The sequence below is a fragment of the Streptomyces sp. WAC 04229 genome, from assembly GCF_003947455.1.
Classification (GTDB): Bacteria; Actinomycetota; Actinomycetes; order Streptomycetales; family Streptomycetaceae; genus Streptomyces.
The window spans coordinates 71,957-93,579 of record NZ_QHJH01000011.1; the positions used below are offsets into that span (position 1 = coordinate 71,957).

The 21,623-nt window shown below is 72.8% G+C and carries 25 protein-coding genes and 1 pseudogene; 11 read left to right on the top strand and 15 right to left on the bottom strand.

What is annotated here, in order from left to right:
• The first annotated feature begins 18 nt into the window (after window positions 1-18).
• Window positions 19-1,095 (top strand): adenosine deaminase, encoded by a 1,077-nt coding sequence (locus tag DMH12_RS05415; RefSeq protein ID WP_125490387.1) that lies wholly within the window; start codon window positions 19-21, stop codon window positions 1,093-1,095.
• A gap of 145 nt (window positions 1,096-1,240) precedes the next feature.
• On the opposite strand, the gene DMH12_RS05425 is transcribed toward DMH12_RS05415, so the two are convergent.
• On the bottom strand, window positions 1,241-1,780 hold the full coding sequence (locus DMH12_RS05425) for a mycothiol transferase (RefSeq protein WP_125490389.1): 540 nt from the start codon (window positions 1,778-1,780) through the stop codon (window positions 1,241-1,243).
• Between the two features lie 25 nt (window positions 1,781-1,805).
• The gene (locus DMH12_RS05430) at window positions 1,806-2,690 is read right to left on the bottom strand and encodes a LysR family transcriptional regulator (protein ID WP_125490390.1); all 885 of its coding nucleotides are present in this window, start codon (window positions 2,688-2,690) and stop codon (window positions 1,806-1,808) included.
• Between the two features lie 138 nt (window positions 2,691-2,828).
• On the opposite strand from DMH12_RS05430, the gene mgrA reads away from it, so the two are divergent.
• Window positions 2,829-3,821, top strand: coding sequence for an L-glyceraldehyde 3-phosphate reductase (gene mgrA / locus DMH12_RS05435; RefSeq protein WP_125490391.1), 993 nt, complete (start codon window positions 2,829-2,831; stop codon window positions 3,819-3,821).
• Between the two features lie 75 nt (window positions 3,822-3,896).
• On the opposite strand, the gene DMH12_RS05440 is transcribed toward mgrA, so the two are convergent.
• Window positions 3,897-4,283 (bottom strand): nuclear transport factor 2 family protein, encoded by a 387-nt coding sequence (locus DMH12_RS05440; RefSeq protein ID WP_125490392.1) that lies wholly within the window; start codon window positions 4,281-4,283, stop codon window positions 3,897-3,899.
• 376 nt (window positions 4,284-4,659) lie between these two features.
• Between DMH12_RS05440 and DMH12_RS05445 the strand changes: the two genes are divergently transcribed.
• Window positions 4,660-5,070 (top strand): hypothetical protein, encoded by a 411-nt coding sequence (locus DMH12_RS05445; protein ID WP_125490393.1) that lies wholly within the window; start codon window positions 4,660-4,662, stop codon window positions 5,068-5,070.
• Between the two features lie 25 nt (window positions 5,071-5,095).
• Here DMH12_RS05445 and DMH12_RS05450 read toward each other — a convergent pair whose 3' ends face one another.
• The 3 genes from DMH12_RS05450 to DMH12_RS05460 all read right to left on the bottom strand — a co-directional run bounded on the left by DMH12_RS05450 (window position 5,096) and on the right by DMH12_RS05460 (window position 7,470).
• Window positions 5,096-6,397, bottom strand: coding sequence for a streptophobe family protein (locus DMH12_RS05450; protein ID WP_185832160.1), 1,302 nt, complete (start codon window positions 6,395-6,397; stop codon window positions 5,096-5,098).
• Between the two features lie 72 nt (window positions 6,398-6,469).
• Window positions 6,470-6,889 (bottom strand): hypothetical protein, encoded by a 420-nt coding sequence (locus DMH12_RS05455; RefSeq protein ID WP_125490415.1) that lies wholly within the window; start codon window positions 6,887-6,889, stop codon window positions 6,470-6,472.
• Window positions 6,886-7,470, bottom strand: coding sequence for a PRC-barrel domain-containing protein (locus DMH12_RS05460; protein WP_125490394.1), 585 nt, complete (start codon window positions 7,468-7,470; stop codon window positions 6,886-6,888). Before DMH12_RS05460 ends, DMH12_RS05455 begins: the two co-directional genes overlap by 4 nt.
• Before the next feature lie 144 nt (window positions 7,471-7,614).
• On the opposite strand from DMH12_RS05460, the gene DMH12_RS05465 reads away from it, so the two are divergent.
• Complete coding sequence (locus DMH12_RS05465) at window positions 7,615-8,070, top strand: ATP-binding protein (RefSeq protein ID WP_125490395.1); 456 nt, start codon at window positions 7,615-7,617, stop codon at window positions 8,068-8,070.
• Between the two features lie 65 nt (window positions 8,071-8,135).
• Here DMH12_RS05465 and DMH12_RS05470 read toward each other — a convergent pair whose 3' ends face one another.
• On the bottom strand, window positions 8,136-9,023 hold the full coding sequence (locus DMH12_RS05470; protein ID WP_125490416.1) for an RNA polymerase sigma factor SigF: 888 nt from the start codon (window positions 9,021-9,023) through the stop codon (window positions 8,136-8,138).
• Window positions 9,024-9,271: 248 nt separating this feature from the next.
• Between DMH12_RS05470 and DMH12_RS05475 the strand changes: the two genes are divergently transcribed.
• The gene (locus DMH12_RS05475) at window positions 9,272-9,700 is read left to right on the top strand and encodes a RodZ family helix-turn-helix domain-containing protein (RefSeq protein ID WP_125490396.1); all 429 of its coding nucleotides are present in this window, start codon (window positions 9,272-9,274) and stop codon (window positions 9,698-9,700) included.
• Window positions 9,701-9,744: 44 nt separating this feature from the next.
• Here DMH12_RS05475 and DMH12_RS05480 read toward each other — a convergent pair whose 3' ends face one another.
• Both DMH12_RS05480 and DMH12_RS05485 read right to left on the bottom strand, forming a co-directional pair.
• Window positions 9,745-10,347, bottom strand: coding sequence for a ClpP family protease (locus tag DMH12_RS05480; protein ID WP_125490397.1), 603 nt, complete (start codon window positions 10,345-10,347; stop codon window positions 9,745-9,747).
• A gap of 1 nt (window position 10,348) precedes the next feature.
• The gene (locus DMH12_RS05485) at window positions 10,349-11,002 is read right to left on the bottom strand and encodes an ATP-dependent Clp protease proteolytic subunit (RefSeq protein ID WP_125490398.1); all 654 of its coding nucleotides are present in this window, start codon (window positions 11,000-11,002) and stop codon (window positions 10,349-10,351) included.
• Between the two features lie 211 nt (window positions 11,003-11,213).
• On the opposite strand from DMH12_RS05485, the gene DMH12_RS05490 reads away from it, so the two are divergent.
• The 5 genes from DMH12_RS05490 (at window position 11,214) to DMH12_RS05510 (ending at window position 15,639) form a co-directional block, all read left to right on the top strand.
• Window positions 11,214-11,696: a VOC family protein gene (locus DMH12_RS05490; RefSeq protein ID WP_125490399.1), complete on the top strand. Its 483-nt coding sequence runs from the start codon at window positions 11,214-11,216 to the stop codon at window positions 11,694-11,696.
• 99 nt (window positions 11,697-11,795) lie between these two features.
• Entirely contained in the window at window positions 11,796-12,593 is a 798-nt protein-coding gene (locus DMH12_RS05495; RefSeq protein WP_125490400.1) for a VOC family protein, read from the top strand.
• Window positions 12,594-12,624: 31 nt separating this feature from the next.
• Window positions 12,625-13,326 (top strand): ribonuclease H, encoded by a 702-nt coding sequence (locus DMH12_RS05500; RefSeq protein ID WP_125490401.1) that lies wholly within the window; start codon window positions 12,625-12,627, stop codon window positions 13,324-13,326.
• Window positions 13,327-13,418: 92 nt separating this feature from the next.
• Window positions 13,419-14,651 (top strand): FAD-dependent monooxygenase, encoded by a 1,233-nt coding sequence (locus DMH12_RS05505; RefSeq protein WP_125490402.1) that lies wholly within the window; start codon window positions 13,419-13,421, stop codon window positions 14,649-14,651.
• 4 nt (window positions 14,652-14,655) lie between these two features.
• Window positions 14,656-15,639: an aldo/keto reductase gene (locus tag DMH12_RS05510; protein ID WP_125490403.1), complete on the top strand. Its 984-nt coding sequence runs from the start codon at window positions 14,656-14,658 to the stop codon at window positions 15,637-15,639.
• Between the two features lie 16 nt (window positions 15,640-15,655).
• Here the strand turns inward: DMH12_RS05510 and DMH12_RS05515 are convergent, their stop codons facing one another.
• Window positions 15,656-15,997: a hypothetical protein gene (locus tag DMH12_RS05515; RefSeq protein WP_125490404.1), complete on the bottom strand. Its 342-nt coding sequence runs from the start codon at window positions 15,995-15,997 to the stop codon at window positions 15,656-15,658.
• Window positions 15,998-16,159: 162 nt separating this feature from the next.
• Here DMH12_RS05515 and DMH12_RS05520 point away from each other — a divergent pair, with 162 nt between their 5' ends.
• Window positions 16,160-16,663, top strand: coding sequence for a DUF6328 family protein (locus DMH12_RS05520; protein WP_125490405.1), 504 nt, complete (start codon window positions 16,160-16,162; stop codon window positions 16,661-16,663).
• A 7-nt stretch (window positions 16,664-16,670) separates the two neighbouring features.
• On the opposite strand, the gene DMH12_RS05525 is transcribed toward DMH12_RS05520, so the two are convergent.
• The 5 genes and pseudogenes from DMH12_RS05525 to DMH12_RS05545 form a co-directional block, all read right to left on the bottom strand.
• A complete protein-coding gene (locus tag DMH12_RS05525) occupies window positions 16,671-17,096 on the bottom strand; it encodes an SsgA family sporulation/cell division regulator (protein WP_125490406.1) in 426 nt (141 codons plus the stop codon).
• Window positions 17,097-17,132: 36 nt separating this feature from the next.
• Window positions 17,133-18,125: an LLM class F420-dependent oxidoreductase gene (locus DMH12_RS05530; RefSeq protein ID WP_125490407.1), complete on the bottom strand. Its 993-nt coding sequence runs from the start codon at window positions 18,123-18,125 to the stop codon at window positions 17,133-17,135.
• 57 nt (window positions 18,126-18,182) lie between these two features.
• Window positions 18,183-19,546 (bottom strand): annotated as a pseudogene (locus DMH12_RS05535) (serine/threonine protein kinase).
• Between the two features lie 320 nt (window positions 19,547-19,866).
• Window positions 19,867-20,826 (bottom strand): threonine/serine dehydratase, encoded by a 960-nt coding sequence (locus tag DMH12_RS05540; RefSeq protein ID WP_125490417.1) that lies wholly within the window; start codon window positions 20,824-20,826, stop codon window positions 19,867-19,869.
• A gap of 8 nt (window positions 20,827-20,834) precedes the next feature.
• Window positions 20,835-21,512, bottom strand: a complete 678-nt coding sequence (locus tag DMH12_RS05545) for an AIM24 family protein (protein WP_125490408.1) — start codon at window positions 21,510-21,512, stop codon at window positions 20,835-20,837.
• Window positions 21,513-21,623: the final 111 nt, after the last annotated feature.

Sequence of the window (21,623 nt, forward strand, 5' to 3'; positions counted from 1 at the left end):
GCCGAGGAACCACCGCACATGTCATCTACGCGCATAGACGCCGAAACCCTCCGCCGCCTCCCCAAGGCCGTGCTGCACGACCACCTCGACGGCGGCCTGCGCCCCGCGACCGTCGTGGAACTGGCCGCGGCCGTCGGCCACGCCCTGCCCACCACCGACCCCGACGAGCTGGCCGCCTGGTACTACGAGGCCGCCAACTCCGGCGACCTGGTGCGCTACATCGCCACCTTCGAGCACACCCTCGCCGTGATGCAGAACCGCGAGGGCCTGCTGCGCACCGCCGAGGAGTACGTCCTCGACCTCGCCGCCGACGGCGTCGTCTACGGCGAGGTCCGCTACGCCCCGGAGCTGATGACGAATGGTGGCCTGACCCTCGCCGAGGTCGTCGAGACCGTCCAGGAGGGCCTGGCCGCCGGGATGGCCAAGGCCGCCGCGGCCGGCACCCCGGTCCGGGTCGGCACCCTGCTGTGCGGCATGCGGATGTTCGACCGCACCCGCGCCACCGCCGACCTCGCGGTGGCCTTCCGGGACGCCGGGGTCGTCGGCTTCGACATCGCCGGCGCCGAGGACGGCTTCCCGCCCGCCGACCACCTCGACGCCTTCGAGCACCTGCGCCGCGAGAACGTGCCCTTCACCATCCACGCCGGCGAGGCGCACGGCCTGCCCAGCATCCACCAGGCCCTCCAGGTGTGCGGCGCCCAGCGCATCGGCCACGGCGTGCGCATCACCGACGACATCCCCGACCTCGCCTCCGGCAAGCTGGGCCGCCTCGCGGGCTGGGTCCGCGACCGCCGGATCGCCCTGGAGATGTGCCCGACCTCCAACCTCCAGACCGGCGCCGCCACCTCGATCGCCGAGCACCCCATCACCGCGCTGAAGGACCTCGGCTTCCGCGTCACCCTGAACACCGACAACCGCCTGGTCTCGGGCACCACGATGACCCGCGAGATGTCGCTGCTCGTCGAGCAGGCCGGCTGGAGTGCCGAGGACCTGCGCACGGTGACGGTGAACGCCCTCAAGAGCGCCTTCATCCCCTTCGACGAGCGCAACGCCCTGATCGAGGACGTCGTCCTGCCGGGCTACGCGGCGCTCTGAACCTGGGACCTGTCCGGCGGATCGTGCCGCAGACGCGGGGGCCGGCACGCCCGTCTGCGGCGTTGTCGTCGGTTGCCAGGGCTCCGCCCCGTCGCCCTCCTCCGCCTTGCAGCCGGACGCACCAGCCCTCGCTCACCTGTGCTGATCAGGCGCCGCCACTTTCCTGCGACCTGATCCGCCGGACAGGCCCCAGCCCGCGCACATAGGCGGCCTGTCCGACGTGCTGGAGATCGTCGGACAGGACGCTGACCAGCCGCGCGCCCAGGGTGACCGGCGGGTCCCAGGCGTCGTCCACGATCCGCTCCAGGTCCTTGGCGGTCAGGGAGCGCAGGGCCCCGAGCGTCTGCTCGTGCACGGCGTCGTAGTAGCCGGTCAGCAGGTCGCCCGAGTCGACGCGCACCTTCGCGACCTCGGCGGGACCGTGGCCGTACCCGGTGTCCCGGCGGGGCAGGCCGAGACCGAAGCGTTTCTCCCACTCGCCGGTCGGCCACACCTGGTCGAGACCGAAGGCGTCCGCGACGTGGTCGTCCTGGACGCGGGTGAGATGCCAGACGAGCCAGGAGACGGAGTTGGCCTCGTCGGCGGGGCGGGTGTTCAGGCCGTCGGGGTCCAGCCCCTCGACGGCGGCGTGGACTTCTTCCTGGATACGGGCGTAGCCCTCGATGAGGATGTCCTTCGCATGCATACGTCCACCATCGCGCAGTCCGCCCTCACCCGCTCCCCGTTTCCAGCAGCCCCATCAGCGCCCGCGCCGCGGGGCTGGTCGCCTGGGCGGGCGGCAGCAGCGCGATGGTCTCGTACTCCGTCCCGTCCGCGTCCTTCAGCGGCAGCGAGGTGAGGGCGGCCCGCTTGTGCCGGAAGTGCCGCGGCACCACCGCGATACCGAGGTTCTCGTCGATCAGGTCGAGCAGCCCGTGCACGTCGTTCACCTCCAGCGGCACGGTCCGCCGTACGCCCGCCGCGGCGAAGACGGCGTCGGTGACGCGGCGCGGACCCCAGTCCGGGTGGAAGTCGACGAAGACCTCGTCGGCGAGATCGTGCGGGGTGAGCGCCGCGCCGTCCGCCGCGAGCCGGTGGCCGGGGTGGCACAGCACCGTCATCGGCTCGCCGGACAGCGGGACCGAGCGCAGCTGTTCGGTGTCGGCCTGGGTGCGGTAGGCGAAGGCCAGGTCGAGCCGCCCGGCCGCCACCTCCTCGGCCAGCTCGCCGGAGCCCGCCTGCCGCAGCCGGATCTCCACGTCCGGGTGGAGCCGCCGGAACCCGGCCAGCAGCCCCGCCACCGGCACCCCGGCGATGCACTGCTCGGCGCCCAGCGAGAGCGTGCCGCGCAGCACCCCCTGGACGGCCGCCACCGCCTCGTGCGCCGACCGCACCTGCGCGAGGATCCGCTCCGCCTCGCCCAGCAGTGCCCGCCCGGCCTCCGTCAGCGTCACCCGGCGGGTGGTCCGTACGAACAGCGGCGCCCGCAGTTCCCGCTCCAGCGCCCGGATCGACGCCGAGAGGCCCGACTGGGACACCAGCAGCCGCTCCGCCGCACGGGTGAAGTGCTGGTCCTCGGCGACCGCCACGAAATGCTGAAGATGACGCAGTTCCATGATTGAGAAGCGTAACCGCGCAATCCCATCGGATTCTTCTGTTGGACCACTGCACGCAGGTCAGGCCAGAGTGGGGGACGGTTCCAGCCGGATCCACCCCTACCCGTACCCGGGTGCCCAACCCCCTCTGGAGTCGCGTTGTACACCGCACACCCCGACCGCTACGCGGACATGCCCTACCGGCGCACCGGACGCAGCGGCCTGAAGCTCCCCGCGCTCTCGCTCGGCCTGTGGCACAACTTCGGCCCGGACCGTCCCGCCGAGACCCAGCGCGCCATCCTGCGCCGCGCCTTCGACCTCGGCGTCACCCACTTCGACCTCGCCAACAACTACGGCCCGCCCCCCGGCTCCGCCGAGTCCGCGCTGGGCGAGGCGCTGAAGGCGGACTTCGGGTCGTACCGCGACGAGCTGGTCGTCTCCACCAAGGCCGGCTACCTGATGTGGCCCGGCCCGTACGGCGAGTGGGGCTCGCGCAAGTCCGTCCTGTCCTCCCTCGACCAGAGCCTGACCCGCATGGGCCTGGACTACGTCGACGTCTTCTACTCGCACCGTCCCGACCCGGAGACTCCCCTGGAGGAGACGATGGGCGCCCTGCACACGGCGGTGCAGCAGGGCAAGGCGCTCTACGTGGGCGTCTCGAACTACTCCGCCGAGCAGACCCGCGAGGCCGCCCGCATCCTCGGTGAGCTGGGCACCCCGCTGCTGATCCACCAGCCGCGCTACTCCATGCTCGACCGCCGCCCCGAGACCGGCGGCCTGCTGGACGCCCTCGACGAGCTGAAGGTCGGCTCCATCGCCTACTCCCCGCTGGAGCAGGGCCTGCTCACCGGCCGCTACCTCGACGGCATCCCGGAGGGCTCGCGCGCCGCGAGCGACAGCCCGTTCCTCAAGTCCGAGGCGGTCACCGAGGAACTGGTCGGCCGGCTGCGCTCCCTGGACGAGATCGCGAAGTCCCGCGGTCAGTCGCTGGCCCAGATGGCTCTCGCGTGGGTGCTGCGCGAAGGCCGCGTGACGTCGGCGCTGGTCGGCGCGAGCAGCCCGCAGCAGCTGGAGGACAGCGTCGCGGCCACCAGGAACCTGGACTTCGGCTCCGACGAGCTGACCCGCATCGACAAGATCGTCAACAAGTAGGGCGCGGCCGCAGGACACCCGGGTCCCGGAGTCGGGTCACCGCCTCCGGGACCCGGGCCGTTCGCCGGGGCGCCCTCACGCCCCGGCGGGCACCCGGTCCAGGAAGCCGAAGACGGCGCTGATCCGGTCCTCGTCGTCCAGCCTGACCACGTCGAACCCGGCCACCGGTGCGGAGCCGTCGGCCTCGCTCACCAGCTCCCAGGAGAAGCGCGCCGTGTCGTGGTGCCCGTCCACGGCACCGGACAGCCGGAACGCGAAGCCGGGGAACTGCTCGTGCGCCGCCGCGATCACGGCCGCGATCTGCTCGTGGCCGCGGACGTCGGCCAGGGGATCGGTGTAGCCGCCGTCATTGGTCCAGGCCGCGGCGACCGCCTCGGCCCGCGCCTCCGGCGCCGCGTTCCACGCCTCGAAGTAGCGGGCGACGGCGTCTTCGTGGCGGCGGGCGGGTGCGGATGCGGACATGGCGATCAGCCTCCATCGATGTCGTGTGCGCTGGTCGGGGACCGGATCCCGGTCTCGGCGACCCGGTACCGCAACCATGCCCGCACCCGCGCGGACCGTCGATTACCCCCGGGGTCATGGCGGCGCCCCGCGCCTCCGCCGGCGGACCGCCCGCCCGGAATCCGGGCGACCGGCGGCACGGGGCGGCTTTCGGCCATCAACGACCGTGAATATGCCAGGAGACTGGCCGGAAATTCATGGTGACAGTGATTCATCGGTGAACATACTCACCTCTAGGGCCTCTCACACCATGCGACAGCGCCCTCACGCACAGCACACGAGCCGCACGGACGCGCCGCCCTACCCGGCAGGCGGTGGGTGACGGGGGAGGGTAGCAGTGCACGACGAGTTCCTGTGCCACGTCACCGCCTACGGCGTCTGTGACGGCCGGCGCATCGGTGTCCCGCTCGGTACCTACCGGGCGCCTACCCTCGCCCTGGCCCTGTGGTGGCTGCGCGACCGCGCCTCCTGGATGGCCGAGCGGCTGGACCCGCAGCCCGACAGCCCCCACTTACCGCGCGCCGCCCTGACCCCCGTCGCCGACGACGCGCCCGACGTGCCGCACGTGCTGCGCACCTGGTGCGCCGACGACCTCCAGCAGGAACTGGTCGCCGACGAACTGGCCGCGGGCCGCCTGGTGCGGATCGCGACCAGCGACGACACCACCGAGTACGAGCTGATGGCCGAGTCCGTGGACGCACTCCGCATGCAACGGGCCTCCCCGCCCCTCGTCGTCCCGGTCTCCTGACCCTCCCGGGACCCGCGCCACCGCCCTAGGCGCCCGTCGGAGCCCGCCCCGTCCGTCGCCTCGCCCACCGTGCGAGCAGCGAGCCGAGCGCCCCGGCGACCAGTCCCCACAGCAGGGCGAGCCCCACCGCACTCCACAGTCGCGGCCGCAGGAAGAGCCGGCCGGACAGGCCGCCGCCCAGGTCGCCGATGCCGAGCACGGACAGCCCGTAGTGGGCGAAGACGCGGCCGACGAGGCCGATCATCAGGACCGTCAGCGCCAGGGCCACCGCCAGGCGCACCGCGTGCAGCCAGACCGCGGTCCCGGCCGGTGAGCGGAGCGCCATGACGAACCCGGCCGCCACGACCAGGACCGCCGCGGCGACCAGCAGCCACCACATCCGCCCGTCCTGCTCCGTGAGCGTGCCCAGGTTCACGGTCGAGACGTCCTCCGTGCGCAGCACCTCGTCCACCGCCCGCGGCATCGGCAGCCCGAACGGCCCCTCGACCCGCCCGTTCCAGGTCGCGCCCAGACCGATCGTGAGCGCCGGCCACGCCAGGTTCGGCAGGCCGAGGAGCAGCACGGCGAAGGTGTCCGCCGGGTGCCCGCGCGTCCCGGCGACGACCAGGCCGACGACGACGCCGATGACGACGTAGGCGAGCAGCAGCGCGACCATCGCGTACGCCGCCGGCCGCACCGCCGTGTGCAGGCGCAGCAGCCGGCCGGGCAGCGGCGCCCCGCGGGAGACCAGCAGGGCCAGCACCAGCACGCCCGCCAGCCACAGCAGCCCGAAGAGCACGGTCAGCGGCACGTCCGCGGTGAAACCGACGGTCGGCCGGACGCCGAACAGGTCGCCGAGGTCGCTCAGCACACCCTCGCCGAGGGACACCTCGAAGGTCTGGCGCGCGGCGAAGGCCAGCCCGAGGAGGGCGATCAGCCAAAGGAACGCGATCCGCCCCGCCCAGCCGGCCAGCTCGGTGGCGCCGGCGACGGCGCGGTGGCGCAGCGGCCGCAGGAAGCCGTAGGCGATCGCCAGCGCACCGGTCAGGGTGACGGACAGCGGCATCACGGTCAGTCCCGCGTCCGTGTCGGCGAACTCCCCGGCGTCCCCGGCCAGTTCCAGCGCGCCGCCCAGGGCGGTGACGACGGTCGCCACGACCACCCGGGGAAAGGCGTCGTCGGGCAGGTTCGCGGCCCCGGCCGCCCACAGTCCGAGCGCCGCCACGACGCCCATGGCGACCAGCGCCGCCAGCACGGTGCCCAGGGCCTGCGCCCAGCCGTGCCGGGCGACAGCCCGGCCGGGGGGTGCGGTCCGGCCGGGGGTTCCGGAGGGGTTTCGCGCACTCACGCTGCCACGCTAGGCAGGCCCCGCCGGGCCCGCCCGCCGACTGGGCCGTCCGCGCGGTGCCCCCGTCTCCGGTCAGGCGGCGCGGACCACCAGGGCGTGGTCGCCGAGCCCCAGCAGGCGCTCGGGCGCCACTTCGCCCCGGGTGGTGAAGACCGCGAGGACCCGGCCCGTCACCGGGTCGAAGGCGGCGTCCAGCACCGTGCCGTGCGCGGTGCCGCCCTCGGTCAGGACCCGGTGGCCCAGCAGGTCGTGGCGGGGCACCGGCGGCTCGGCGGACCCGGTGGACCGCACCCGGACGGCGCTCGGCCCGATCGTGTCCACCGCGTCCCAGGCCAGCACCGTCTCCCGGCGCAGGCGCCCGCCGCGGAACCGGACGTGGCTCACGGTGCCGGAGGCGATGTCGACGGTCAGGGACACCACGGTGCCGAGCGGACCCGCATCGGCGGCCGACGGCACCACCGGCAGTCCCCGCACCTCGGTGAACAGCATCACGGCAGCGAGCCCCGCCACGGGCCGGGCACACCGCCCACCAGGGAGCTGAAGCCCGGCAGGTCGTCGGCGACGTGCCGGACGGCGTCCTCGGGCAGGATCAGGGCGCGACCGGTGACCGAGAGCGTCCCGCCGCGCGGCACGTACACCCGCCGCCGGTGCCGGGCCGGCCCCGGCACGAACCGGCGGCTCGCCGCCACCCGGAAGCCGACGACCCGCCCGGCGGTGCCGCCCTCCACGACGACGTCGAGCACCGTGCCGACCTCCGCGCCCGCCTCGGTCAGCACGCGCGCGCCCAGCAGCCGGGCCCGCAGGGGCTGCTGCCGCGCCGTCATGACCGCCGCGTTCACCAGGCCCCGCCGGTCGCGGATCATCACCGCGTCGTGGCCCAGCGCGGACACGGCCGCCCAGGGCAGGCCGTCCTTGAGGGGGCCGGACAGCAGCCCCCGCCCGGTCAGAGTGAAACCGGTGATCCGGGACGCGGCGGCGTCGCATACGGTGTCCTTGACGTGGGCGACGGCGTCGCCGCCGAGGGTCACCACCGGCCGGGTGGTGATGCTTCGCGCGGCCATCAGCTCGTTCATCGCACCCCTTCCCGCCTTCTCGGGTTCCCCGCTCCACTGTGACGATGCCCGCACTACGAGAAGACGGGGACTGTGTCGCGCGGCTCGGGGTACGAGGACGGGTGCAGCAGCGACCGGCCAGTCCGGCTTCCGAGAGAGACAGGCATGACCGAGCACCTGGACGGGGCAGTGATACGTACTGGTTTCGACGTCCCCGTTGAACCGCTGAGGCGGGCGGCACACTACTCCGGTGAGCCGGGATGCATAGCGCGGGCGCGAGGCTTTGCCGCGCTCTTCCTCGACCAGCTGAGGACCGAGTGGTGCGCCGCGATCGGCTCCCGCTCCGACGGCGCGGTCCTGCTGGTGGTGAGTGAACTCGTGACCAACGCCGACCGCCACAGCATGGGCCCGTACATCCTGGAGCTGGAGGGCACCGGAGCCTCGGTGGCGGTGACCGTGTACGACAGCAGCGGCGCGGTGCCCGAGCGGTTCCCCAAGGACCCCGAACGGGTGGGGCACCACGGCCTGGAGATCGTGCACGCCCTGGCGGAGAGCGTCGTCGTCGAACCCGTCCCGGTCGGCAAGCGGGTACGTGCCGTGATCCCGCTCACCCAGGCGTGAACGTGAGCGTGGTGCCCCTCACCGAAGCGTGAGGAGCACCACGAGGAACCACGGGCGCCGAGGGGTCAGGCGCAGCCGAGTTCGCCCAGCATGCCCTCGCGCAGCCGCGTGATGATCCGCTTGATCAGCCGGGACACGTGCATCTGCGAGCAGCCGAGCTCCGCGCCGATCTCGGCCTGGGTGGCCTCCTCGACGAACCGCATGTGGATGATCCGGCGGTCCCGCTCGCTCAGCTCGGCCATCAGCGGTGCGAGCGAGTGGAAGTCCTCGACGAGCCGCAGTCCGTCCTCCTCCACACCGATGAAGTCGGCCAGCACCGACTCGCCGTTCTCCGGGCCGTCGCCGGTCAGCGCCGCGTCCAGCGAGGACGAGTTGTAGCCGTTGGACGCGATCTGGCCCTCGATCACCTCGTTCTCGCCGATGTTCATCAGCGTGGCGAGTTCGGCCACGGTGGGCTCGCGGTCCAGGCGGGAGGAGAGCTCCTCGCGGGCCTTGGCCAGCTCCACCCGCAGCTCCTGGAGCCGGCGCGGCACGTGCACCGCCCACGTGGTGTCCCGGAAGAAGCGCTTGATCTCGCCGACGATGTACGGCAGCGCGAAGGACGTGAACTCGACCTCGCGCGACAGCTCGAACCGGTCGATGGCTTTGATCAGGCCGATCATGCCGGTCTGGACGATGTCCTCCATGTCGTCGCCGCGACCGCGGAAGCGGCCGGCGGCGAACCGCACGAGCGACATGTTCATCTCGATCAGGGTGTTGCGCGCGTACTGGTACTCGTGCGTGCCCTCTTCGAGCTCCGTCAGGCGCTGGAAGAACTGGCGGGACAACTGCCGCGCGTCACGCGGCGCCACGGTGCGGGGGTCCACGGCCCCGGGCAGGGTTCCGTCACCCGTCCCGCCCCCGGCGGTCTTCCCGACAACCTGCGCTTTCGGCCGGACCACGGCGGTCTCCATTACCTCTCCCACGAAAGTCACGGTTCAGACGTCTCCCTAGGTTTCCCGCCCTGCGGGTACCCGGGTCACGGCAGCACATGCCCCCCGTTCCCACGGGTGGCGGAAAACGGGTGCCGCCGCCGCGTCGTCGCGGGGTGATGCCTCCTGTCTCAGCGTAGTCCCGCGGGTGGCCCCCGTCATCCGCGGATTCCCCTCAGGGCGGAATGCCGAACCCTTCCGTGACGCGGCCGGGCTCCTAGGCTGAGGAGGTGACCAGCCACGTGCCGAACGAAGCCCGCGTCATCCCCCTGCGCCCCCAGGCCACGCGCCCGGCGGCCCGCCCCGCCGTCGCGCCGGTGTCCCCGGAGCGAAGGCGGCCCACCGCCCGCGAGCCCCTCTGGCGCGATCTGGTCGGCGACGTCCTGCGCGGCGAACGCCTCGCCCAGGAGCGGACCCTGAAGGAGGTGTCGGAGGCCGCCCGGATCTCCATGCCGTACCTGTCGGAGGTGGAGCGCGGGCGCAAGGAGGCGTCGTCGGAAGTGCTCGCCGCCGCCGCGGCTGCCCTCGGGCTCTCCCTGGGCGACCTGCTGGCCCGGGCCCACGGGGAGCTGGTCCGCCTCACCTCGCGCCACACCGGCGCGGGCGCCGGCCGGGGCGCATCCGGCGCGCGGTACGACGGGATGTGCCTGGCCGCCTGAGCGGCCCTCCGGGCCGGCGCCCCGTGCGACGCCGGCCCGGTTCCTCACACCCGCGCCAGGCGCCGGGCGAGCACCTCGTCCGCCAGCCCGTACGCCACGGCCTCCTCGGCGGTGAACACCTTGTCGCGGTCCATGTCGGCCCGCAGGGTCGCGACGTCGTGGCGGGTGTGGCGGGCCAGCACCTCCTCGACCTGCGAGCGGATCCGGACCATCTCCTTGGCCTGCAGCGCCAGGTCGGAGACGGTGCCCTGCCGGCCCCCGCTGGCGGGCTGTCCCAGCAGGACCCGCGCGTGCTCCAGCACGAACCGCCGACCCGGGTCCCCGCCGGCCAGCAGCACGGCCGCCGTGGACGCCGCCTGCCCGACGCAGAACGTCGAGATCGGCGCCTGCACGAACGTCATCGTGTCGTAGATCGCCATCAGCGAGGTGAACGAGCCACCCGGGGAGTTGATGTAGACGGCGATCTCGGTCTCCGGGGCCGACGACTCCAGGTGCAGGAGCTGCGCGATCACGACGTTGGCCACGCCGTCGTCGATCTCGGTGCCCAGGAAGATGATCCGCTCCGACAGCAGCCGGCTGAACACGTCGTAGGACCGCTCGCCCTGCGGGGTGCGCTCGACGACGTTCGGAATCGTGTAGCTCCCCATGTCACAGTCCCATCCGTCGGGCGGGGGCGGCCGGACGCACGTCCGCGAGGGACTGGACGACCCGGTCCACCATTCCGTACTCCTTGGCCTCCTCGGCCGTGAACCAGCGGTCGCGGTCGCCGTCCCGGGAGATGGTCTGAGGGGTCTGGCCCGTGTGCTCGGCCGTGATCCGCTCGATGGTCCGCTTGGTGAACTCCAGGTTGTCGGCCTGGATCTCGATGTCGGCGGTGGTGCCGCCGATGCCCGCGGAGGGCTGGTGCATCATGACCCGCGCGTTCGGCAGGGCGTAGCGCTTGCCCGCCGCGCCGACGCTCAGCAGGAACTGACCCATGCTGGCGGCGAAGCCCATGGCGAGCGTCGAGACGTCGTTGGGGATCAGCCGCATCGTGTCGTAGACGGCGAGCCCCGCGTGCACGGAGCCGCCGGGGCTGTTGATGAACAGGCTGATGTCGGCGCGCGGGTCCTGCGCGGAAAGGATCAGCAACTGGGCGCAGACCCTGTTCGCGGAGACCTCGTCGACCTGCGTGCCCAGCAGCACGATCCGCTGGTCGAGCAACTGCGCGGCGAGCTGCTCGTCGAACCGGGTCGAGGGGGTGTCGCCCTCCTCCGCTCGGGGCAGTGCGGCCGGGCCGGGGCCGGCGATGAGTGGGAACATCGGCGCTCCTCGTCGAGTCGTGGACGGTCCTGGAGGGTGGGTGGTACGCGGCTCGCGGCGCCGCGTTTCCCTCACTCGTTCACTCTCGGCCCGCCGTGGCCCCGGGCGGCGCGTTCTCTGCCCGCGGCAGATTCGCCACGAGCAGAGCGATTACTTTCGCGGTCCGCGCCGGTCGGCAGTGGTGACCGAGTTCCACGCCCAGGAGGCAGTCATGAGCACCGACGGATTCACCACGTGTCTCTGGTTCGACGGCACGGCCGAGGAGGCCGCCCACTTCTACGTCTCCCTCTTCAAGAACTCCCGCATCGGCGCCGTCACCCACTACCCCGAGGGGTCGTACCAGCCCGCCGGCACCGTCCTCACCGTCGACTTCACCGCCAACGGCCAGAAGTTCGTCGCCCTCAACGGCGGCCCGCAGTTCCGGTTCAACGAGGCGGTCTCCTTCCAGATCTCCTGCGAGAACCAGGACGAGGTGGACCACTACTGGGCGAAGCTGACGGAGGGCGGCGGCGAGGAGGGACCCTGCGGCTGGCTCAAGGACCGCTTCGGCGTGTCCTGGCAGGTCGTCCCGATCCGGCTGGAGGAGATGTTCCGCGACCCGGACCCCGAGAAGGTCGCGCGCGCCAACAAGGCCATGATGGCGATGCGCAAGCTCGACATCGCCGCGCTGGAGCTCGCGTACGCCGGGAAGTGAGGCGTGCCTCCGGCGCGCGGGGCGGGCCGGGGGTGACTAGCGTGAGGAAGCGGACGGCCCCTGCCGTCCGGACCATTCACGCGCACGGGAGGCGGCACCATGGCCGTGCAACCTGAAGGGGCCCCTTGCTGGGCCGACGCGATGTTCGGCGACGTCGAGGCAGCCAAGAGCTTCTACGGCGACGTCCTCGGCTGGACCTTCGGCGAGTCCTCGACGGAGTACGGCAACTACACCGAAGCGTATGCGAACGGCAAGGCGGTGGCGGCCGTGGTCCCGCCCATGCCCGGCCAGGAGGGCCCCGCGCAGTGGTGCCTCTACCTCGCGTCCCGGGACGCCGCGGCGACCGCGGCCCGGATCCGGGAGGCCGGCGGCGAGGTGGTGATGGAGCCGATGCAGGTCGGCGACTACGGCACCATGTGCCTGGCCCGCGACCCGAGCGGCGTCGTCTTCGGCGTCTGGCAGGCGGGCACCCACGAGGGCTTCGGGGTGATGGCCGAGCCCGGCGCGTACTGCTGGGCCGAGGTCTTCACCCGCGACCCCGGGAAGTCGGACGCCTTCTTCCCCCAGGTCTTCCCCTACAGGGCGAAGCAGATGGAGGACGACGGGGTGGACTTCCGCCTCTTCGACCTCGGCGAGCGCACCGTCCTGGGCCGCATGGCCATGGGGGACGACTTCCCGCCCGAGGTTCCCCCCTACGTCAACGTCTACTTCACCGTCCCCGACTGCGACGCGGCCGTGGCCCGCGCCACCGGACGCGGCGGCGTCCTGCGGTTCGGGCCCATGGACACCCCGTTCGGCAGGTTCGCGGCGCTGAGCGACCCGCAGGGCGCGGCCTTCTCGGTGATCGACATCACCACCACCGAGGGGGAGATGCCGAAGATCACGGACGTCGCCTGAGCCCGGTCCGGGAGCCCCGCCGCGCCATGGCATGATCGGGCGCATGGGTGAACGTGTGGTGGCCGCGTGCGACGGGGCGTCGAAGGGAAACCCGGGTCCGGCCGGCTGGGCCTGGGTGGTGGCCGACGCCTCGGAGAGTCCGGCCCGCTGGGAGGCCGGCCCGCTCGGCAGGGCCACCAACAACATCGCCGAACTCACGGCGCTGGAACGCCTGCTGGCGTCGACCGACCCGGACGTGCCGCTCGAGGTCCGCATGGACTCGCAGTACGCCATGAAGGCCGTCACCACTTGGCTGCCCGGCTGGAAGCGCAACGGCTGGAAGACGGCGGCCGGCAAGCCGGTCGCCAACCAGGAACTGGTCGTGCGCATCGACGAGCTGCTCGCCGGCCGCTCGGTCGACTTCCGCTACGTCCCCGCCCACCAGGTCGACGGCGACCGCCTCAACGACTTCGCCGACCGCGCCGCCAGCCAGGCCGCGGTGGCCCAGGAGCCCGCGGGCAGCGGCCTCGGCTCCCCGGAGCCGCCGCCCGCCCCCGACGCCCCGGCGGCCGGGAAGCCGCCGCGCCGCAAGCCGGGCACCGCCCGCAAGGGCAACGGTTCCGCGACGCGCACCATCAAGGCGAAGTTCCCGGGCCGCTGCCTGTGCGGACGCGCGTACGCGGCGGGGGAGTCCATCGCCAAGAACGACCAGGGCTGGGGCCACCCGGAGTGCCGCACGGCGACCGTCGGCTGATCCGCGCGGACCCGTCGGCCGGGTGACGCCGTTTTCCACCCCGTCCTTGCTACTCTGCGTGTCCCCATGACCGCGACGAGTGCATACCAGGGGTGTGTGTGAAGGTCGCCTGTGTCGGCGGCGGGCCCGCCGGACTGTATCTGTCCATCCTGCTGAAGCTGCAGGACCCGTCCCACGACATCACCGTCTACGAACGTGACCCGGAGGGCTCCACCTACGGCTGGGGCGTCACCTACTGGCGCGGACTGCTCGACCGGCTCCGGGAGCACGACCCGGAATCGGCGCGCGCCGTCGAGGAGCACTCCGTGCGCTGGCGCGACGGCGTCGCCCACGTCGGCGACCTCTCCACCCGGCACCAGGGCGACGAGGGCTTCGGCATCGGCCGCCACCGGCTCCTGGAGATCCTCGCCGCCCGCGCCCGCTCCCTCGGCGTGCGCCTGGAGTTCGACCACGAGATCACCGGCGCCAACCCGCCCGCCGCCGACCTCGTGGTCGCGGCCGACGGCGTGGGCAGCGCGCTGCGCACCCACCACGCCGCGCACTTCGGCAGCGAGATCACCTTCGGCCGCAACCGCTACGTCTGGCTCGGCACCACCAAGGTCTTCGACGCCTTCACCTTCGCCTTCACCGAGACCGACCACGGCTGGATCTGGGCCTACGGGTACGGGTTCGGTCCCGGCGGCAGCACCTGCGTCGTCGAGTGCGCGCCCGAGACCTGGACCGGTCTGGGCCTCGACCGCGCCGACGAGGGCGAGGCACTGGTCCTGCTGGAGAAGCTCTTCGCCGACGTCCTGGACGGACACCCCCTCAGCGCACGCTCCGGCGGCGGTCGCGCCCACGCCGGCTGGCCCGCCTTCCGCACCCTCACCAACCGCACCTGGTCCCGGGGCAACCTCGTCCTGCTCGGCGACGCCGCCCACACCACGCACTACTCCATCGGCGCCGGCACCACGCTCGCCCTGGAGGACGCCATGGCCCTGGCCGCGGCGCTGCGCGAGCACAACCGCCTGCCCGAAGCGCTCGCCCGGTACGAGAGGGAACGCAGGGCCGCCCTGCTGCCGGTGCAGAGCGCCGCCCGCCTCAGCGCCCAGTGGTACGAGAACCTGCCCCGCTACCTCCGGCTGCCCCCGGAGCAGATGTTCGCCCTGCTCGGGCAGCGCCACTCGCCCCTGCTGCCGCACGTCCCGCCCGGCCTCTACTACCGGCTGGACCGGGCGGCGGGGCGGCTGGAGGCGCTGCGCCGGTTCAAGCGCTGGCTGGGACCGCGGCTGGCGCGGGCCGCGCAGGCCCGCAGAACCGCGGGCGCGCGGCGGATGACAGACTGACGCCATGGACGAGCGCACTTTCGGCAGGTCGGATCAGCACGCGTCGGTCGTCGGCCTCGGCACCTGGCAACTGGGCGCCGACTGGGGGGACGTCGACGACAAGCAGGCCCTCACGGTGCTGGAGGCGGCGGCCGAGTCGGGCGTGACCTTCTTCGACACCGCCGACGTCTACGGCGACGGCCGCAGCGAGGAGACCATCGCCACGTTCCTGCGCGGCAGGCCCGACCTGCACGTGCTGGTCGCCACCAAGATGGGCCGCCGGGTCGAGCAGATCCCGCAGAACTACGTCCTCGACAACTTCCGCGAGTGGAACGACCGGTCCCGCCGCAACCTCGGCGTCGACGTCGTCGACCTGGTGCAGCTGCACTGCCCGCCCACGCCCGTCTACTCCAGCGACGAGGTCTTCGACGCCCTGGACACGCTGGTCGAGGAGGAGCGCGTCGCCGCGTACGGCGTGAGCGTGGAGACCTGCGAGGAGGCGCTGACCGCGATCGCCCGGCCGAACGTGGCGAGCGTGCAGATCATCCTCAACCCGTTCCGGATGAAGCCCCTGGCCGAGGTGCTGCCCGCGGCCCGGGAGGCGGGCGTCGGCATCATCGCCCGGGTGCCGCTCGCCTCCGGACTGCTGTCCGGCAAGTACACCAAGGACACCGTCTTCGCGGAGAACGACCACCGGAACTTCAACCGGCACGGCGAGGCCTTCGACCAGGGCGAGACCTTCTCCGGCGTCGACTTCGCCACCGGTGTGGAGGCCGCCGCCCAGTTCGCCGCGCTCGCCCCCGAGGGATACACCCCGGCCCAGCTGGCCCTGCGCTGGGTCGTCCAGCAGCCCGGTGTGACCACGGTGATCCCGGGAGCCCGTTCGCCCGAACAGGCGCGCGCCAACACCGACGCCGCCCGGCTCCCGGAACTCTCCGACCGGACCCTCGCGGCGATCCGCGACCTCTACGACCGGCGGATCAAGGACCAGGTCGAGGCCCGCTGGTAGCCGGTCCGCCGCGGCCTCACGGCACCAGGAGCAACTGCCGTTCGCGTTCCTGGTCCCCGGCGGCCGCTCCCTCGTCGCGCGTGCTGAAGGCGTGCGACAGCGTCGTGCTCGCCGCCTCCACGGCCTGCGGCGTGCCCTGGACGGTGACCGTCACCGGCGCGGACAGCGCGGCCCGCGCCGGTGACGGGGCGGCCTGAGGTGAGGGCGGGGAGTCGAAGGTCGCGGTGCGCACCGTCGCCCGCTCGTCGGCCGGACGGCCGTCGGGTGCCCCGAAGACGTCCTCCAGTGCCCGCACGATGGCCCGCGCGTCGTCGAGGCCGCCGCCGCTGAGCGTCACGGTGAGCTGAGTGTCGGACATCCTTCGCACTTCCTCCCTGTATGCCGATGGGTTCGGCCCGTGTAACCGCCCGCCGTTCCCTCAAACCGGGCGTCCTCCTCCCGGCCCGGCGCCTGAGTGCGGGGATCGCGGGAACAGAGGTGGGAACGGAGAACACACGGGCGACGGCGATCGGGAGGAACCGTGACCGACTCGGGAACGGCTGACGGCGGGGGGCGGCGCAGAGGCCGCAACGAGACCGAGGAGGAGCGGGCCGACCGGATGTGGTCGGAGCTGATCCAGGAGGTACGCGTCGCGCAGATGGGCGTGCAGATCCTGTTCGGCTTCCTGCTCACCGTGGTGTTCCAGTCCAAGTACGAGGAACTCTCCGCCACCGACCAGCGGATCTACCTGGTGACGGTGGTGCTCGGCGCCGTGACCACCGGCGCCCTGATCGGCCCCGTGTCCCTGCACCGTCTGGTGTCCGGGCGGCGGGTGAAACCCCAGGCGGTGCGGTGGGCGTCCCGGCTGACCATGCTCGGCCTCGTGGGGCTGCTCGCCACCATGGCCTGCTCGCTCCTGCTGATCCTGCGCGTCGCCACCCACAACGGGGTCGTGCCCTACGTCGTGACCGGCGTCGTGCTCTGGTACCTGATCTGCTGGTTCGGGATCCCGATGTGGACCCGGCACCGGCACACCGCCGACTGAGGCGGAGTCAGCCCTCGGCCGTCAGTTCCGCGAGGAAGTCGTCGACGCGCACCCGCTCCGTGCCCGGCCGGACCACGGCGTGCGTCTCGCGCAGCAGCGCCTCGACGGCCGCGGCCCAGACGAACACCACGGCGCGGTGGCGGTCCCCGTCGGACCGGTCGTCGCCCAGCAGTTCGATGCGGAGCTCGTCCCACACGCCCCGCGACTGCGGCCGTATCCGTACGTCGCCGACGCCGACCGGCCGCGTCAGCCCCTCGCCCACCATCTGCCGGTCCAGTGTCCAGCGGGCGAGGACGCGGCCGTCGTGGCTGAACACCACGGTGAGCGCGAACGGGTCCCGCGCGTCGTAGGAGAAGTGCGCGAGTACCGGGAAACGGTCGGTGTCGCCCGTCCGGATCTGCACGACGAGGGTCCTGTGCACGGTGGTGTTCACGAGTGACCTCCAGCGGGACGGACGTAGAGCCCTCTCCTACCCCGCGGTCGGCCGGCTATCGCCCAGCGCCTCGCGGAGCGCGGGCAGCAGGGTCTTCTCCGACCAGTCCAGGAAGGCGTGCTGGGACTCGCCGCCGATCTGCACCAGGGCGATCTCGGTGAACCCGGCCTCCACGTACGGGCGCACGGCCGCCACGAAGGCGTCCGGGTCGTCGCCGCAGGGGATGGACCCGGCGACGTCCTCCGGGGTGACGAACTGGGTGGCCGCCGCGAAGGAGTCCGGGTGGGGCAGCTCCGAGTTGACCTTCCAGCCGCTGCCGAACCAGCGGAACTGGGCGTGGGCGCGCTCCACCGCCGCCTTCCGGTCGGGGTCGTAGCAGACCGGCAGCTGGCCCACGCACGGCTTGCCCGCGCCGCCGTGCCGGTCGAAGGCCGCCAACAGTTCCGCCTTGGGCTCGGTGGCGATCACGAGGTCGGCGAACTCGCCCGCCAGCGCGCAGGAGCGGTCGCCGGAGACGGCGATCCCGATCGGCGGCGCGCTCTCCGGCAGGTCCCACAGCCGCGCCGACTCCACGTCGAAGTGGGTGCCGCGGTGGTTCACGTGGCCGCCCTCGAAGAGCGCCCGGATGATCTCCACGGCCTCCCGGAGCATCTCGTGCCGCACGTCGACGGACGGCCAGCCGCCGCCCACCACGTGCTCGTTGAGGTTCTCGCCCGAGCCGAGACCCAGCCGGAACCGGCCCTCGGACAGCAGTTGCAGCGTCGCCGCCTTCTGCGCCACCACCGCCGGGTGGTAGCGGAAGGTCGGGCACGTCACGTACGTCATCAGCGGGATGCGGGAGGTCGCCTGAGCCGCGGCGCCCAGCACGCTCCAGGCGTACGGCGAGTGGCCCTGCGAGCGCAGCCAGGGGAAGTAGTGGTCCGAGGTCACCGAGAAGTCGAACCCCACCTCCTCCGCCCGCACCACATGGCCGACGAGTTCACGTGGGCCGGCCTGCTCGGTCATCATCGTGTATCCGATGTGTGCCATGGCGTCCGGGTCCCCGCCCGGCCGGAGGGAAAACCGCCGTAAAGGGGAGGGAAGCGGTCAGGCCGTGTCCTCCCGGAAGCTTCCGAGCAACGTGGCGAGCGTCCGTTCGTTCTCGCCGTCGTCCCAGTCGGCGGCCGGGGCCGTCCAGCGCAGCGAGAAGCTGCGCCCGCCGCCGAGGAGGAACCCGCGGCCGAAGGTGCGGAGCCGGTCGCCGTCGTCGTAGGCCACCCACTGCATGTCGGCGGCCTCCCGCCCCCGGTACGTCGTCGCCCGGATCTCGCCGATCCGCCGGTAGCCGCCCGAGCGTTCCAGTCCCGGCTCGACGTCGTCGCGCCACACCGCGACCGGGTCCGCGCCCGCGCGCTCGCTGTAGGTGACCGCGAGGGTGCGCGGGTCGCCGGACGCGCCGAAGACGACCCGGTAGGCCCCGTCCGGCACCCGAGAGGTGTCCAGGCGCCGCCAGTTCCCGGGCAGGGCCACGGAGAAGCCCTCCGGCGCGTCGTAGCGGCCGAACCCGGCGGGCAGCGTGCCGTCGGCCGGTTTCGACGGTGACGGACGCGCGCTCGACGGGGGCGCGGAACCTCGCGCACGGCCGTGTCGGGGTCCTCCGTCAGCACCCGGGTGAGCGCCTCGCGGACCACCGGGCGGGTCAGCCGCTCGCGGGAGTCCTTGCGCAGCAGTCCCAGCACCGCCTGGGTGAGCGGACCGGTGCGCGCCGGGGTGCGCAGCGGCAGCCGGTCCACGCCCTTCAGCGTCGCCTCGGGGCGGCCGCGGTCGCGGAAGGGCGGACGCCCCTCGACCATGGTGTAGAGGATCGCGCCCAGCGTCCACAGGTCCGCAGCGGGGCCGATCCGCTCGTCGCGGGCCTGCTCGGGCGAGGCGTACGAGGGCGCGGTGAGCCGCGGGGCGAGGGTGGCGCCGGCCAGTCCGAACCCGGTGACGGCGACCGAGCCGTCCTCGCGCACGAACACCTGGCCCGGGCTCAGCTCGCCGTGGGTGATGCCCTCGCCGTGCGCCGCGTCCAGCACGGCCAGCAGTTCCAGGCCGACGCGAGCGGCGCGCACGTAGTTGAAGGTGCCCTGCCGGTGCAGGAGGTCGCCGAGCGGCACCCCGCCGACCCACTCGGTCACCGTCCACAGGGCGCCGTCCGCGACGGTCGCGTCGACCACCGGTACGATCCGCCCGGGGCACAGCCGCTCCACGGTCTCGCAGGTGCGGACCACTCGCCCGGTGGCCCGGCGGGCGGTGTCGCCGGACTGTTCCTCCGGGAGCGCGATCCGCGTGACCAGGCACGGACGGCCCGTCCCGGTGTCCTCCCCGGACCAGCAGACGCGGTTCGTCTCCTCGTGGACGACCTCCAGCAGGCGGTACCGCCCGGCGACCATCTCGTGTGTGGAGACGTGCGCCCAGCCCATGGCCATCCCTCGTTCGCACCGCTGGCTCTCAGCTTGTCCAGGGATACGGTGAGCGGGCCCGGCCGCGTTCAACGAATGCGCGATCCGGGACCCTTTCTGACCCTTCTTCAAAATGCGCCGAACACCTGCGCGACCATGGATGCGGGAAAAGCGACCGACCCGGTATGGACCAGCCCTGAGCTGGATGGTCCCGCACGCTCGTCCGTCCCGAATTCCGCCGCCGGACCGCGCGGCACCGGAATTCCGATGCCCACCTGGGGGTAACCGGCGGTAATTACGGATCCGGTGCTGGAAACGGTGTCAGCAATCGGTGCCGGCCATCGGTGTCAGCGCAACCCGAACCGGTCCGCCCACGATGCCATGTCGGCGGTCGTGGCATTGCCGCCGCACACCACCAGGCCGAGCCGGGCGTCGTCCCCCACCCGCTCCACCACCCGCCGGGCGGCCGGCAGCAGACACCCGGCCGCCGGCTCGGTCCACACCTTGGCGTGCTCGGCGAGCGCCAGCGACCCCTCGACGGCCTCCCGGTCCGACACCACCAGCACCTCGGTGACCAGCGCCGACACATGCTCGTACGTCACCTGCGAGACGGCCGGGGCGCTGAGCGTGGTGACGATCGACGACAGGGCCACGGGCAGCGGCCCGCCCGCAGCCAGCGCCCGGGACATCGCCTCGGCGCCCTCGGTCTCCACCCCCCACACCCGCAGCTGCGGCCGCCGTGCCCGCAGCGCCGCGGCGACGCCCGCGATCAGACCGCCGCCCCCGATGCTCACCAGCACGTCGGTGAGGTCCCCGGCGTCCTCCGCGAACTCCAGCCCCACGGTGCCCTGACCGGCGATCACCACCGGGTCGTCGAAGGGGTGGACCAGGGTCAGTCCCTCCTCGCGCAGGCGCGTCACGAGCGCGAAGGCGCTGTCCATGCCGTCGGTGAGCCGCACCAGCGCGCCCGCCTCCTCGGCGATCTCGACGGAACGGGCCGGTGCCGTGCGCGGCATGACCACCGTCGCCTTCACGTCCAGGGCCGCGGCCATCACCGCCACGGCGATGCCGTGGTTGCCGCCGCTGACCGCGACGACCCCGGCGGCCCGCTCGGCCTCGGTCAGCGTCAGCAGCTTCGCCGTCGCGCCCCGCGCCTTGAACGAGCCGGTGCGCTGGAGCAGCTCCAGTTTCGCGGCGACCGGAACCCCGAGCAGTGCGGACAGCCCGGGGCTTGGCACGGTCGGGGTGCGGACGACATGTCCGGCGATCCGCTGGGCCGCGGCTTCGATCTCCGTGATCCCGATCAGTGCGGTCATCAGTGCTGCTGCGCCTTCTGCGGTGTCGCTTCGCTCGGCCGGACGACCACGTAGCCCTCACCCTGGAGCAGCAGCTGGACCGCCTCCCCGGAGCCGCCGCGCAGCATCGAACCCATGGACTGCGAACGGTGCAGGGAGGTTTCGAGCCCCGCCGACCAGCCGACGATCGCGTCCGTGTCGACGTAGACCGGGTACTGCGGCGAGACCGGGATGACCAGCGGGCTGCCCTCGCACACCAGCCCCAGCCTGCCGTGTCCCGTGAAGACGCTGTTGAAGAGCCCGCCGCCGGCGATGCCCGAGCCCTTCACGGTGGCGATGCGGTACGACAACGAGGCGTCGAAGCACAGGACGTTGCGCCCGTTCACCGTGAACTCGTCGCCGGGCTCGACCTCCACGATGAAGCAGTTCTGCGCCTCGTGCGCGAACCAGGCCTCGCCCTGTCCGCGCACCGCCATCAGCGGCAGCCCCTCGCCGGTGACCGCGCGCTTGAGCATGCCGCCCACGCCCTGGCCCTTGCGTTCGAACTGGAGCTGGCCGCGGTAGGCGATCATCGCGCCCTGCCGGGCGAGCATCTCACCGTTCACCGAATAGCGGATGCACTTGGAGTTCTCGACGGTCATGCCCGGCGCGGAGGCGGGCTGCACCATGTGCTCACTGGAAAAGAGGTCACCCTTCATACCGGCATCCTGGCCCGGAGAGTGCCGTTCCGCCAAGATCGCGTGCCGAGTCCGTCCCGCGTGCTCAGCCGCCGAGGAGCTGGGTCCAGTAGGTGCCCGCCCGTCCGCCCC